Origin of the sequence: Photobacterium piscicola (assembly GCF_046058925.1) — a bacterium.
GTDB classification, from domain to species: domain Bacteria; phylum Pseudomonadota; class Gammaproteobacteria; order Enterobacterales; family Vibrionaceae; genus Photobacterium; species Photobacterium piscicola.
The window spans coordinates 1,962,360-1,976,254 of the sequence record NZ_CP175534.1 but is presented as its reverse complement, the minus strand read 5'-3'; the positions used below and the strand labels follow the sequence as shown (position 1 = coordinate 1,976,254).

14 protein-coding genes are annotated in these 13,895 nt (G+C 38.9%); 6 read left to right on the top strand and 8 right to left on the bottom strand.

Annotation, left to right across the window (positions count from 1 at the left end; all coding sequences use genetic code 11):
• The first annotated feature begins 68 nt into the window (after nt 1–68).
• Nucleotides 69–497, top strand: coding sequence for a MarR family winged helix-turn-helix transcriptional regulator (locus ACJZU6_RS09475; RefSeq protein WP_080157375.1), 429 nt, complete (start codon nt 69–71; stop codon nt 495–497).
• 65 nt (nt 498–562) lie between these two features.
• Nucleotides 563–1,522 carry a hypothetical protein gene (locus ACJZU6_RS09470; protein WP_080157376.1) on the top strand — a complete coding sequence of 320 codons (960 nt, stop codon included), beginning with the start codon at nt 563–565 and terminating at the stop codon, nt 1,520–1,522.
• A 116-nt stretch (nt 1,523–1,638) separates the two neighbouring features.
• On the opposite strand, the gene ACJZU6_RS09465 is transcribed toward ACJZU6_RS09470, so the two are convergent.
• Nucleotides 1,639–2,100: a DUF411 domain-containing protein gene (locus tag ACJZU6_RS09465; RefSeq protein WP_080157377.1), complete on the bottom strand. Its 462-nt coding sequence runs from the start codon at nt 2,098–2,100 to the stop codon at nt 1,639–1,641.
• A 675-nt stretch (nt 2,101–2,775) separates the two neighbouring features.
• Between ACJZU6_RS09465 and ACJZU6_RS09460 the strand changes: the two genes are divergently transcribed.
• Nucleotides 2,776–3,138 carry a transcriptional regulator gene (locus ACJZU6_RS09460; protein ID WP_080157378.1) on the top strand — a complete coding sequence of 121 codons (363 nt, stop codon included), beginning with the start codon at nt 2,776–2,778 and terminating at the stop codon, nt 3,136–3,138.
• Between the two features lie 77 nt (nt 3,139–3,215).
• Here ACJZU6_RS09460 and ACJZU6_RS09455 read toward each other — a convergent pair whose 3' ends face one another.
• Complete coding sequence (locus tag ACJZU6_RS09455) at nt 3,216–3,938, bottom strand: phosphatase PAP2 family protein (protein ID WP_107275835.1); 723 nt, start codon at nt 3,936–3,938, stop codon at nt 3,216–3,218.
• A 452-nt stretch (nt 3,939–4,390) separates the two neighbouring features.
• Between ACJZU6_RS09455 and nagE the strand changes: the two genes are divergently transcribed.
• The 3 genes from nagE to ACJZU6_RS09440 all read left to right on the top strand — a co-directional run bounded on the left by nagE (nt 4,391) and on the right by ACJZU6_RS09440 (nt 7,962).
• Nucleotides 4,391–5,773: an N-acetylglucosamine-specific PTS transporter subunit IIBC gene (gene nagE, locus ACJZU6_RS09450; protein ID WP_080157380.1), complete on the top strand. Its 1,383-nt coding sequence runs from the start codon at nt 4,391–4,393 to the stop codon at nt 5,771–5,773.
• A gap of 184 nt (nt 5,774–5,957) precedes the next feature.
• Nucleotides 5,958–6,638 carry a response regulator transcription factor gene (locus ACJZU6_RS09445; RefSeq protein WP_080157382.1) on the top strand — a complete coding sequence of 227 codons (681 nt, stop codon included), beginning with the start codon at nt 5,958–5,960 and terminating at the stop codon, nt 6,636–6,638.
• A complete protein-coding gene (locus ACJZU6_RS09440; protein WP_408900157.1) occupies nt 6,619–7,962 on the top strand; it encodes a sensor histidine kinase in 1,344 nt (447 codons plus the stop codon). The genes ACJZU6_RS09445 and ACJZU6_RS09440 overlap by 20 nt, the downstream gene beginning before the upstream one ends.
• A 95-nt stretch (nt 7,963–8,057) precedes the next feature.
• On the opposite strand, the gene ACJZU6_RS09435 is transcribed toward ACJZU6_RS09440, so the two are convergent.
• The 6 genes from ACJZU6_RS09435 to ACJZU6_RS09410 form a co-directional block, all read right to left on the bottom strand.
• A complete protein-coding gene (locus tag ACJZU6_RS09435; protein WP_080157385.1) occupies nt 8,058–8,774 on the bottom strand; it encodes a DUF3581 domain-containing protein in 717 nt (238 codons plus the stop codon).
• Between the two features lie 175 nt (nt 8,775–8,949).
• Complete coding sequence (locus ACJZU6_RS09430) at nt 8,950–10,728, bottom strand: bifunctional molybdopterin-guanine dinucleotide biosynthesis adaptor protein MobB/molybdopterin molybdotransferase MoeA (protein ID WP_408900156.1); 1,779 nt, start codon at nt 10,726–10,728, stop codon at nt 8,950–8,952.
• The gene (gene mobA, locus ACJZU6_RS09425) at nt 10,715–11,308 is read right to left on the bottom strand and encodes a molybdenum cofactor guanylyltransferase MobA (RefSeq protein WP_107275839.1); all 594 of its coding nucleotides are present in this window, start codon (nt 11,306–11,308) and stop codon (nt 10,715–10,717) included. Before mobA ends, ACJZU6_RS09430 begins: the two co-directional genes overlap by 14 nt.
• Complete coding sequence (locus ACJZU6_RS09420; protein ID WP_080157389.1) at nt 11,295–12,008, bottom strand: energy-coupling factor ABC transporter ATP-binding protein; 714 nt, start codon at nt 12,006–12,008, stop codon at nt 11,295–11,297. Before ACJZU6_RS09420 ends, mobA begins: the two co-directional genes overlap by 14 nt.
• A gap of 13 nt (nt 12,009–12,021) precedes the next feature.
• A complete protein-coding gene (locus ACJZU6_RS09415; RefSeq protein WP_080157390.1) occupies nt 12,022–12,723 on the bottom strand; it encodes an ABC transporter permease in 702 nt (233 codons plus the stop codon).
• Nucleotides 12,724–12,885: 162 nt separating this feature from the next.
• Nucleotides 12,886–13,659 (bottom strand): substrate-binding domain-containing protein, encoded by a 774-nt coding sequence (locus ACJZU6_RS09410; RefSeq protein ID WP_235865915.1) that lies wholly within the window; start codon nt 13,657–13,659, stop codon nt 12,886–12,888.
• Nucleotides 13,660–13,895 lie beyond the last annotated feature (236 nt).

Genomic DNA, 13,895 nt, shown 5'->3' with positions numbered 1-13,895 from the left:
TAATGTCAACTATATTGTATTTTGATTGATATTGTCAACTATATATTTATGGGCGCGCAGGAAATGTAATGGTTAATAACAAAATGCTAGATAACTTATTTCAATTGGTACATGCGTTAAAACGTCAATTGCATGAACAGATTGAACAACTTGATCTCGGTGTGACGCCGATGCATGTTCGAGTGATTAAGATCATTAACAAAATGACACCCTGTACTGCTATTGATATAGCAACAATGTTAGAACGCGATAAAGCACAAATCACTCGTTTAGTTAACACATTAATAGAAAAAGAATTTATTACTAAAATAGCGAATCCAACAGACAAGCGCAGTTCGTATTTATGTGTTACCGAGCGTGGTATGGAAATTGTTGAAAAGTTGGCTGTGATTGATAATGCAATGCAAGAAAAAATAACAGAGCATATTAGCTCTGATGAGATAGCTGTCTTTCAACAGTTAGCCGATAAAATGACGGATAATCTTCGTCATAAATAACCTTGTTGTTGGGGATCAGTCTTTGCATAATACTCAACGTACTTTAACTTACAAATAGCAGATAAATGACTTCTTCATACCATAATATTGATGTGCCTTTTGATTACCGTCATACCTGCTGGTTTTGCGGTGAACCGTATTTCGATAGCCATGCTTTTATGGCTGTTCCAAATTATGATAATCAATCCTTACCGATTATGTTGCCGTGTTGCCAAGAGTGTTTTGCTTTTGCTAACGCGGTAAAGGTCAGTAGCTTAGATTTATTGCGCGACAAAGTGAAACAACAACTGCATAAGAAATACCATAAGCATCTTCAAATTGGTGTTAATTGGACCAAAGAAGAACTTGAATCATCAGAAATGGATGGTAAAGCTCTAGAAGGTTTCCGTCTTAGTGGCTGGAAAATGTTTGAAATTGCTAAAGATCGGGTCAATTACGCGGGATGGGCAATTAATATTGATGGCTTGCCTTGCTATGATGTGACAACAACATTTCAATTTGAATATGATGGTATTATCTATACTAGCTTAAACCATGCTGTAACTCAGTTAGCTGCGTTGTATGCGATTCCACAGCCTTACCTTGAGCAAGTAATTGAGTTGGTGGGGCGTGAAAAAATGACTTATGCCTTACGTTTTTGTAAAACGACTTATGGCTATTCGACAGCAGAACGAGAATCAAGCTTAGCTAGCCTACGAGCGTTATTGGCAGAAGAGCAGGCGAATGCGCAGGTGTCACACCGTGCAGTGCAAGAACGACGTAAAATCGCATTGGCTGATATTAAACAATTGATGTTATATCGAACTATTATTGCACCTCCTGCGATTCAATGGGCATTAGAGCGGGGTATTCAAACGCTAGTCGAGTTAGCGGATCACGAAGACGTATTTTTTGAACATTTTGGTAAAGATTCAGAGTTGACAGCTTTTACTTATTTTAATGGCTTGCAAATTTACTTTGAAAAACGTGAATTAGATCCATTATGGGCAGAAAATGATGATCCTAATCGAGTTTTATTTCAGTAACAGAATTCAATAAATAAGCCCGTTGATGTGTTTATCTCTTTTGAGTGTAAACAAGGTCAACGGGCTTTTTTTATTTCATTATTACTGTTTAATGACAAGGCAATAGATGCGTATGATTAATTATGTTGAGCCCATACCATTGTTCGACCTTTATCATCAAAAGCGACCACATTATAACTGTCTTTTTGATCGCCATATTCCATGCCTGGTGATCCTACTGGCATTCCACCAACAGCCAATCCTTTCATACGTGTAGGCTTACTTGCTAAAAAGCGTTTGATATCCGCAGCTGGAATATGACCTTCAAAAGTATAACCTTCAATTTGGGCGGTATGACAAGACGCATATCCAGGCAATACACCCAGTTTTATTTTGGTTGGCGTGAGGTTTTCTTGATAAATGTTTTCTAACTCAAAGCCATTATCTTTCATATGTGCGACCCATTCTTTACAACAGCCACAGTAGGGAGATAAGTAATTCGTGCCTTTGATTATTGGTGATGTTGTTGGTGTAGTTGCCGCAACCGTTGTTGCTGAAACAAAAAGAGCACAAGCTAGTAAAGTATGTTTGATGATCATAATGATATTCCTAAATAACGCGATGCACACCAGTCAGTACGAGATGGTGACATATAATAAGGTAAGTAACGTGGTGTTTGTGGAGAAAATACTTACGCCATTGGCGGTTTTAGCAAGGGCTCATGATAATAACGAGGAGAGTGACACAAAGCACTTATGAGTATTTCGGTACTATGGAGAGATTGAAAACTAAAGTTAGAGAGCAATGCTGGCTGATGCTGTGATGAACAATCACTATCATTACAGTCATCGCTGCAATTAGCGATAAGTGAGAGGGTTACAACCTTTGTATTATCACAACAGCTAGCTATTTCTATCTCACTACAATGCGTCATTGGTGTTATTCGTGTCATGTGTGCATACGCTGTATTGGTGAATACAGTGATGATTAGCACACTATGTACAATAAAATATAACCAAGAACGTAGCATTTTTAGTTTTATTATCCTTCTATGATTTTTGTGCATTATAGGTTTAATACGCAATTCGACAACGAATAACTTGTAATAAAGTATTAAATATATCTATATTATATTGCTTGTATGAATGGCTGACACATATTCTTACAGCTAATTTATGGATGAAAAAAATCAATTCGTTTAAATTCACCCTTGCGCAGTGTGATGAATAACGTTGGGTTTATTTAATGTATTGAAAGCGCTTTTAGGAAAGAAAATGCAATATACTGAAAAAGATCGTCGAGTTTTGCACGATACATGGATGAGCTATAAAGCAAAAATGCGTATAACTCAAATTGAAATGGCTAAAAAGCTAGAGTTAACGCAACTTGAATTTTCAGACATTCTGCGAGGGGATGCTGTTATTCAACATCAGTTTGTTAATGATTTTTGTGGCATTTTAAATATTGATCCTGTTTTAATACTTCCTTCGTTACGTGAAGCGGTACAAAAAGGATCGTTAGCAAACTCTATTGTTAAGAATACTTTTATATTTGATGGTGAAATAAAGAAGGTAACGTATGTTGGTAATCAACTTGTTGTTGAGTATGAACATAAGCCTAGCATTAGTGATGCATGATATAGCGTTATTTATTCTATAAAAAAAGGCTCATAGCATAATGCGATGAGCCTTTTTAAATGGTAGTTACTTGACTATTATTTTTTACTTTTCTTCGCGTTTTCATCCCACTCAGGAACAAAGAAATAAAGTACCGTCGCGGCAAGTATTGAGCCCATGACATCAGAAGGGAAGTGCATTCCTAACCATAAACGGCTAATACCCACACCTGTTGCCCAGACAATTAACCCTCCTGCTAAAAGATATTTACCTCGGCGAATAAAGAAACCACCCCAGAATAAAACACAGATAGCAGCAAAAATAGTATGGCCTGAAGGGAAAGAGTAGTTTGTTTCACCTTCCCAGCTACGTAAACGCCAAGAACTTACATAAGCAGAGGCTTCTTTTACAACATTATCTTTAGCGGCTGTATCTAATGCGTAGAAAGCTTCAGGAGATTCCACTAAATGTAGGCGTTGTAATTCATAGCTGTAAGGGCGAGGAATCGCCGTTTCGTGTTTTAATACTGTTTTAGTGACAAAACTTAATACTAATAAAATACCAAATTGAATCCATACTTTAGTGATTGTTTTCTTTGGTAACCGCATAAAAACAGGTGATAAGCACAGTAATGCTGCAGTAATAAGGAAGAATGGACTGCCTGCACTATCAGTAAGTAATGCAAATGAGATGCCTGCTGGATTGCTGACAGGTGTAGTGAATGCCGGTATCGGGAAAATATGAATGGCGATAAAGAGTAATATAGCAAATAAACCTAATGCAAAAAAATTAGGTAATTTTTTAGATATAAAAGTCATCATGGAGAGAGTTCAATCTTGTCATTTAATAATAATTAAGTAAGCCATAAAAAAAGCGGTCGAGTGTCATAAAATTGACATTTTTTCATGATTTAAAACGGCTGTCTTTTTCGCACAAATTGTACAAAATGTCATTAAGAAAATCGTTGAATAACAACTTCTATACTTATTTGTCAGGTAAGGTTCATGTTTCTTGTCTTTTACACAATAATATAATAAATCACCCTCATAAATTTTACAATTATAGCTGTTTCTGTAATGTTAATTTTGTAAATTTACTGAGTGTATTTTAGTGTTCTTTCTTAATCTGTGAAGGTTGTCACGTGAAAATGCGCCAACATTAAGAAAACTTAATGTTTATCTTAAACTAAGTTTAGCTAACTACTGTATGGTTAGCACATGCTTAAACGACATATGTTGTTTATTAATTTTGATGTAATGATATGGAGAAGGGAATGAGTATTCTTGGACATTTCCAAAAGCTCGGAAACGCGATAATGTTTCCAATCGCAGTATTGCCTATTGCTGGTATTTTATTGCGTATTGGACAACCCGATCTATTAAATATACCTTTTATTGCAGCAGGTGGTCAGGCGGTTTTCACCAACTTAGCACTTCTATTTGCAATGGGTGTTGCGGGTGGTTTCTCAAAAGATAACTCAGCGGCAGCAGCAATTGCGGCAGCGGTTGGTTATTTCATTATGATGGCTGCGATTAAGACACTTAATGCTGATGTCGACCCAGGTGTTGCGGGTGGTATCATTATTGGTGTGTGTGCAGGCCTGTTATACAACCGTTTCCATGCAATCAAATTGCCAGAGTTCTTAGGTTTCTTTGGTGGTAAACGTTTTGTTCCTATCATTACTGGTTTAGTTGCATTGATTCTTGCTTTTGCATTCAGTGTAGTATGGCCTCCAATCCAAGGTGGTATTAACCACTTAGGTCAATGGATCCTAACCAGTGGCGTACCTGGCGAGTTCGTATACGGTGTTGCTAACCGTCTATTGATTCCACTTGGTCTACACCACATTCTTAACAGTATGGTTTGGTTTGTATTCGGTAATTACACTGATCCTGCAACGGGTCAAGTGGTTACGGGTGAAATCTCACGCTTCTTTGCGGGTGATCCATCTGCGGGACGTATTCTAAGTGGTTTCTTCCCAGTAGTAATGTTCGGCCTTCCAAGTGCGGCATTGGCTTTCTATGTAACGGCTAAGAAAGAGAACAAGAAAGTTGTTGGTGGTATGTTATTGAGTGTGGCATTAACTGCATTCTTAACTGGTATCACTGAACCAATCGAATTCATGTTCATGTTCCTAGCACCTGGCTTATATGTTGTTCACGCTATCTTAATGGGTCTTAGTATTGTTGTTGCATCAATGCTTAATATCCACATGGCGTTTAGCTTCTCATCTGGCTTGATTGACTACATCCTGAACTTTAACGCTCCAGCAGCGCATAATTCATGGGAAATTATCCCAATGGGTCTAGTGGTTGGTGCGCTTTACTTCGTGATCTTTGTTGGTGCGATTAAGATGTTCAATCTTAAAACACCAGGTCGTGAAGATGCACCAGAAGAAGATTCAAACCCAACTTCAGATAGCAAGGCTGATTTAGCAGAACAATACCTAGAAGCGCTAGGTGGTAAAGATAACCTAACCGATATCTCTGCTTGTATCACTCGTCTTCGTCTAGGTATCGTTGACCGCTCAATCATCAATGATGCAAAACTTAAACAGTTAGGCGCTAAGGGCGTGGTTAACGTAGGTTCAAATAACCTTCAAGTTATCTTAGGTCCACAAGCTGAAATTATTGCTAACCAAATGAAAGCACTTTAAGTCATCATTAGTTAAGTAAAATACAGTCTTCGCGATTTCATAACTTCCCCCTATGGTCGCGTTAAACGGTCTACCTCTGGTAGGCCGTTTTTTTATAGCTAAAAAATAGAAGTGGACTGTGTATAATACTGGCGCGTTACGAACAAAGCATGAATAAGTGATTAGATCTAGGTTTAGGCATGAAATGAAAATATTAATAATTGAAGATGATCTTACTACTCGAGAATTTGTTGCGAGAGGATTACGCGAGCATGGATTTGTAGTAGACGAAGCTGAGGATGGTCATCAAGGTTTAATGATGGCAACAAGTTGTGAATACCAGCTGATTATTTTAGACCGTATGTTACCGCAATTAGATGGCTTGAAAGTGTTAGGAGCGTTAAGAGCAACGGAAAACCATACGCCTGTGATGATATTAAGTGCAATGGATAGCGTTGAAGATCGCGTTGTCGGTTTAACGTCGGGAAGTGATGATTATCTGACGAAGCCTTTTGCTTTAGCTGAGCTTGTTGCTCGTGCCAATATTCTTGTTAAACGTAATCAACTCGTTGCTGCGACGGTGTCGTCTGAATATAGCTATGATGATTTACGATTAGATATTAAATCACATCGTGTATGGCGTGGTTCTCGGCTGATTAATTTACAGCAAAAAGAGTTCTTGTTACTGCAATATTTAATGGAACATGTCGAAAGTGTTGTCTCTCGTATGAGTCTATTTGAATCAGTTTGGAGCTACCATTTTGATCCAAAAACCAATGTTATTGATGTGCATATTGCTAATTTGCGTAAAAAGTTAGAACAAGAAGGAGAGCCGAGTCTCATCCATACTGTTCGAGGGGCTGGTTATGTCTTACGCCGGGTCTGAAAACCTGTCGCGATCAACTATTTTTAAAGTGTTGATGTATTTTATTACCTGTGTCGCTTTTATATTTATTCTATTTATCAATCAGGTAGTGGTTAGTTCTGAAACGTTTTACCACCAGCAATTAAAACGTGATTTAGTTAATGAAGCTAATTTGTTTTCGATGATAGTTAATAAAGGTGACAGTGGTGCACTATATCGAACGATAGCGCAACGTAAACTAAGTAATACGACATTTAGCTACGTCATACAGCCAACAAAGCGTATTAACAAAGAATTATTAATTTATCCAACAGCGTCTTTTATCTTTGGTCATGGTAGTAAAACATCGCAATTATCTCAGGTGATACCGTTGCCTTTAGGAATGGAATTAGTCATAAAAATTAATCCTCAATTTATGCAATCGTACCGACAAACTGTTATTCCGATGTTACTTTCTGGTATAGCGGTGCCTGTGATTCTTATGTTGGCTGGAGCTTCATTATTTGCGGTGGTTATTTTAAAAAAATTAGCACGAGTTAATCAGGGAATGAACCGCGTTATATTGGGTGAAAAAGGGGTTAAGTTACCGGTTAGTTCTAATGATGATGAATTTGATGTGCTAGCAATGCACCTTAATTTTATGATTGAGCAAGTAGAGAAAAAAGAAACATCGTTAAAGGCATTGTCGGTCGGTATGGCGCATGATTTACGTACCCCTATTGCTCGAATGAAGCTGCGTTTAGAACGATTACTGACACAAAATACGGCGCCACATACCAAAGAATTAGAAGCATGTCATGATGATTTGGAAGTCTTGTTAAGTATGTTTAATGGTATGCTTGAAATTGCTAATTTAAACAGTGGTAAACAGCATATTGATAAAGAATGGGTTGATTTGTCTCAAGTTTGTCGAGATGTGGTTGAGTTTTTATTACCCATTTCAGATGAAAAGAAACAGCGATTGACCTTTAGAGAAGATCAACCATATCGATTACAAGGTGAACCAAGTTTATTATTTAGAGCAGTCTATAATTTAGTTGAAAATTCAATTAAATACACGCCAGAACAGGGTGAGATTGATGTGATTGTTGACCATTTTGGTGTGGTTGTGATTGATAATGGCATGGGAGTATCTGATGAAGACAAACAACGTATTCGTGAACCCATGTTCCGTGCTGATCGTAGTCGAACTCATCAAGGATTTGGGTTGGGACTGTCGTTAGTTGAAGCTGTGGTTATTCGTCATAATGGTGAGTTAGTTTTCAGTGATAATAATCCAGGATTGCGATCACGACTGTATTTACCTCTCGCGTCTGAATTAGCAGCAAAGATTGATGAAGTATAATTAAATATCGTTAACATCAAAAAAGCCCAATCGATAGTCGATTGGGCTTTTTCTTAGCAATACATTCTTGAATAATCAATGAGACTGATTACTTATTAACTGTTAATCGCGTTAAATTTGTCTTTGCGTTCATTAAAGCGTGACACTAAATCATCAATACCGTCTTGGCAATAAGGTTTTAAGCCACTCATTACCATACGTTTACTGCCTGTACCTACAATTTCACCATTTTCTTTAAAACAGAAATGAAGAGTAACATTGCCACGCTTGCCTTCTACTTCAATAATAGAGTTGGTTAGCTCAACAGTGGGCGCAGTAAGGTCTAAGCGAGTGAAATCAAGTTCCATACATTCATAGATCACCAATGGGCGTGTTGGGTTGATCATGATGTCTTTAGATTTCATCAACGGAACCATGATGTGAGGAAAGTTCATTCCTGAAAATTGCACATAGTTTTTAGTGACTTGTGAAATTAACACCTCATCTTTTGTGGTTTCGCCACTACGTGTGACATCCATGTATACTTTGCCCTTACAGTCGATAACTGAGAGCTCTGTAGGGGATTTTATATCTATAAGTAGGCAGCTTGATTCATTGATCATGCCTGCAAATTCGAAGCGCATTTTTTGGCTAAGGCCAACATTTGCTAGCAGAACCGAAAATAGCAGATCGCCAGGTACACAAAAACGCTTGTTATCTTCATCGTGAATAGGGTTAAAGTCACCGGCTACGCGTTTTGCAAAATGACTTGCTTGTGCACGAGTAAAAGATAATTCACCGCTGTTATCTGAATAATATGAATCTAAAAACATGTTTACTTATAATACCTAAAAATAAGACTGTCGCTATTCTACAACATAAATATCACTTTAATGGTCTAGCCAGATGATATTAATGTAAATACATATATTGATAAAATACATACTAATAATAGCGGGAATAAAAAAGCCCTTGCAAACGAGCGAGGGCTTCATAAGGTTGAATGTGCTATAGACGTATATCAAGTGGTATTACGGTGACTTTATCACCAATATGGGCATATTCTTGTTGTGGCGGAATTTCTATTAGGCAATTAGCCTCACTCATTGAACGTAAAATACCAGAGCCTTGTGATCCTATTGTTTTCACTGAAAGGCGACCATTGGCATCCCAGTTATAATAACCACGCAAATATTCAGTACGGCCAATACGAGATCGCAGAGGTTCTGCTGCAATAGCGGTATATGTTTGTGGCTGCCAATCTTGATAGCCTTGTTGTTTGCGAATTGCTGGCTCAACAAATTGTAAGAATGTCACCATAACAGCGACAGGATTTCCCGGTAACCCAAAGAATGGAATGCCATTAATATGACCAAAGGCGAGTGGACGTCCTGGGCGCATATTAATACGCCAGAAGTTAATTTGCCCAAGTTTATCCAATACCGTTTTGATGTAATCAGCATCACCAACAGAAACACCACCAGAGGATAGAATCATATCTGCTTGTTGGCTGGCTTGATTTAATGTTGCTTCAAGTGTGGCTTCACTGTCTTCAATAATACCTAAATCAACCACCTTACAACCTAGATGAGTTAACAGGGCAAATAGGCTATAGCGGTTGGAATCATAAATACAGTTTTGTCGTTGTGCTTCACCGGGAGCTTGTACTTCATCACCGGTTGAGAAAATAGCGACACGAAGAGGAGTATTAATGGTTATTTCATTGAGCCCAAGTGATGCGATCATGCCAAGCTCTGGTGCTGTGATGGTTTGTCCTTTTGCGACCGCAACTTGATCAATGGCAAGATCTTCACCCGCTAAACGGACATTTTGACCTGCTTTAATGGCACCCATAGCAAGATTGAACGTGACAGTGTCACCATCTTGATGTGCTTGTTCACGCATAATCACGGTATCAGCAGCTTGAGGTACGGGGGCGCCTGTCATGATACGTACTGCTTCACCGGCTTGTAGCGGGTGTGGATAATGATGCCCAGCAAGCACTTGACCAACAACAGTATAACTATTGAGATCAATATCTGCACCACGAATAGCGTAACCATCCATCGCGGAATTAGTATGTTGTGGTACATTCACGGGGGAAAGGATATCAGTATGTACGATATGACCCAGTGCGTGTTTAAGCTCAACGGTCAGTGGGTTATCAATGGTTTTTATTTGCGCAAGAATACGCTGACGACCTTGCTCAACCGATAACATACCTTGTGGTTGAACTTCATCACAACTGGCTGTTTTTATTGATTGTTGTTGTGATTTTGAACTGTATTTAACCACAAAATTGGTTAATTGTTCGATATCATCAATACTTATTTGCGGCAAGCTTGTATCGGCTTTGATATCACTCGCAACGGCAATAATATTATTATCATTTTGAAATAACCACGGTTTATTGATCGCTTGACGGTGTAATTCAATTTTAGGGAAATCAAGGTTTTTAAAACCTTCCACTAAAATAAGATCGAGTTGGGTTTGATCTAATTGGCGAATTAAATACGCTAAGGTTGCTTCCGTTGTTGGTGTTTCAGTGATCAATGCGCGGCGGTAACGCGAGGAGATAAGCATTTGGCTTGCACCTGCTTTGCGTAATCGGTAGCTATCTTTGCCTGGTTCATCAAGATCAAAATCATGGTGAGCATGCTTGATTACAGCGATGCGCAGACCTTGTTCAACTAAGTTAGGTAACATCGCTTCAATAAGGGTCGTTTTTCCAGTACCACTGAATGCAGCAAAGCCTAATAATGGCACTGATGCGTTAATTTGAGTCATGGCGTGCTCCAAATTGTGATAATTCATCAGGGGTGTTGAGATTAATAAAAGCATCTGTTTGATCACTAAAATCAACGGTGATCATATTACATTGACGATATAGTAAAATGATCTTGCGATCGCCATTAGCTAAAAAAGCTTCTAGCTTAGGTAAAATACGGCGATGCAGTAGAGTAACAACAGGCTGAATGTAATCACCATTATGTGCAACGGCTATATCAGTATCAGACTGACATGCTGCTGCCATTCGAGAAACTAAATCATGGGGTAGTTGCGGGCAATCGCAAGGTACAAAACCAATCCAATCGTTATCAATGTGGTGTAAAGCTGCATGCATGCCACCGAGCGGGCCGGGATAGTTTTCAATGCTATCACCAAACACATCACCATATTGGCTGTAGATATTCTGATTACGGTTAGCATTAATGCTGATATGAGATGTTTGGGGGGTCAGTGTATCAATAACATGTTGAATAAAGGGTTGACCTGCAAGTTCAATCAGGCCTTTATCGTTGCCTCCCATACGGCTGGCTTGGCCACCCGCTAAAATGACCCAATGGGTTTGTTCAGGCGTAGGCATAATTATCCTTATTGTTTTTGATATCTGTAACGAGTTGGAGATCGGCTCGTTCAATTAATTGGGTGTCATTGATTGTCCATTGACGGCGACAAAGTGCGGTAAGTGCATTTTGTTGGTGGCTAGTGATCACTAAACTGGTGCCACGTGACAATAAATCTTCCGCTAAAATAACTTGGCGATTGATGGATTCTTGATCCATGCTGGCACTAGATTCATCCATTAATAATACGCTAGGTTTAAGTACCCATGCGCGTGCCATTGCGACGCGTTGACGTTCACCACCAGACAATACAGAGACATGTTCATCAGCTAAGGTTTCAAGGCCGACCATGCGTAGTGCATTAATGGCTTCATTTCTACGTTTTTGGCGATCTTTAATCGCAAACCTTAGTCCATAGCATACATTGTTAAATACTGTTGCATCAAACATATACGGTGTTTGGTGTAAGTAGATAATACTCCCTTCATAGCATCCGCTAAAGAGACGTTTAAAAAAAGTATGCTGATGAATATTAACGCTGCCTGTTGTAGGTTTTTGTAGGCCAGCTAAAACTTTCAATAAGGTTGTTTTACCGACACCATTATCGCCGGTTAAATAAATGGCATCTTTGGGGGCTAAATTTAGTTGAGGAATGTGAAACAGCAATCGGCTTTTAAAACGAACAGAGAGGTCGAGTGCCTGAATAGAAGCATGAATCATAAGAAGACCTCGCTTAGTTAGTTCGCAAATGGGCTTTGCCACGCGCGATAGATAAAATAAAGTTTAGACCTAAGGCTAAAATAAGTAACACCATTCCTAGTGCGACCCCTTGAGCAAATGCACCTTTTGAGCTTTCAAGTGCAATGGCAGTTGGAATATTTCGAGTGGAATTTAAAATATTGCCACCCACCATCATCGAACAACCAACTTCAGTGATAACGCGGCTAAAAGAAGCAATAATAGCGGCAAGTAATGGAAATCGACTTTCCCACATTAAGCTGAGTAAAGCACGAGGATAGCTAGCGCCCAAAGTGAGTGCTGTTTCCCATGCACGTCGATCACTGTTTTGAAATGCGGCATGCATCATCGAAATAAGTAATGGAAAACAAATCAGCACTTGACCTAAAATCATCGCTTTTTGAGTAAACAGCATTTGCCAGTCACCTAAAGGGCCAGCACGAGAGAGCAACATGTAAAGCAGTAAACCAATCACTACCGTTGGCACTGATTGTAGTGTGTTCATTAACGAAAGGGTTAACCAGCGGCCAGGGAATTTACCGTAAGCTAAAGCAAATGCAATCAATAGTGAGGGAATAATCACTAAGGCAATGGCAAAAAGAGACACAGAAAATGACACGCCCACAATGCCCCAAAGTGCGCTATCGCCGCTAAAAAGAAGTTGGGTCGCTTGTTGCGTTGTCTGCCAAATATTCATGGTAGTGTTTCTTTTAACCTAAAAAAATACGCCGATGGAGCTATCATTCACGTTATTAACAGTAAGTCTAAAACGTTATGTTATAACTGTGAGCTCATTATAGTTAATGAGCTAAATAAACAACCACCAGCGAAATGTCACATTAAATTAGAATGTTATCTTTTATTGCGTTTGTGCATCTGCAACGAATAATTGTTTACCATGACGCTGGTAGTTATTGATCAGTTTTTGTGCTTTAGGATTAACTAGCCAATCACTGAATGTTTTCGCACCTTGGTAGTTAAGATCAGGGTAGCGGCTAGGGTTGATTAAAATCACTTGGTAAGGGTTAAAGAGGCGTTTATCACCTTCAACCATGATTTCAAGATCAAGCTTGGTTTCATACGCTAACCATGTGCCACGATCTGTTAAGGTGTAGGCTTGTAATTCTGATGCCATGTTTAGCGTTGGTCCCATACCTTGACCGACTGCTTTATAGCCACCAAAGTTAGGCTCCATTTTTGTTTGAGCCCAAATGTTCAGCTCTTTTTTGTTTGTACCTGAATCATCACCACGAGAAATAAAGGTGGCGTTATCAGTGGCAATCGCTTTTAGTGCATCAGCAACATTTTTATCACCTTTAATTTCAGCTGGATCACTTTTAGGCCCAACTAAAACAAAATCGTTGTACATTAATTTACGTGGTAATACACCAAAGCCTTTTTCAACAAACTGTGCTTCTGATTGTGGTGCATGCGTCATGACTAAATCAACATCACCGTGTTCACCCATGCGTAATGCTTTTCCTGTGCCAGCAGCTAACACTTCGACGGTATAACCAGTGTCTTTAGTAAATACAGGCAGTAAATAATCCAGCAACCCAGAATGATAAGTGCTGGTGGTCGTTGCTAGGCGCACAGTCTTATTCATTGCTGTTTCTGTGGTCGCATAAGCCATCGTTGTCGATGCGCAGCCAAGAATAACTAAAGTTGTTTTTAATAAGTTCATCAACGTTCCTGATCGATTGGGTTACATTAAAAAATGTTGAGATAGTAAGTCACGAAACTTTGCTAACGAGATATGCGCCAAAATGACCCAGATCATCGAAATAAATTGCGTAGGTCAGCTATAAGCAAATAAAGTGCCATCTTTTTAATGTTGATAAAAAGGACTGGTTATGTGATTTTGGTATC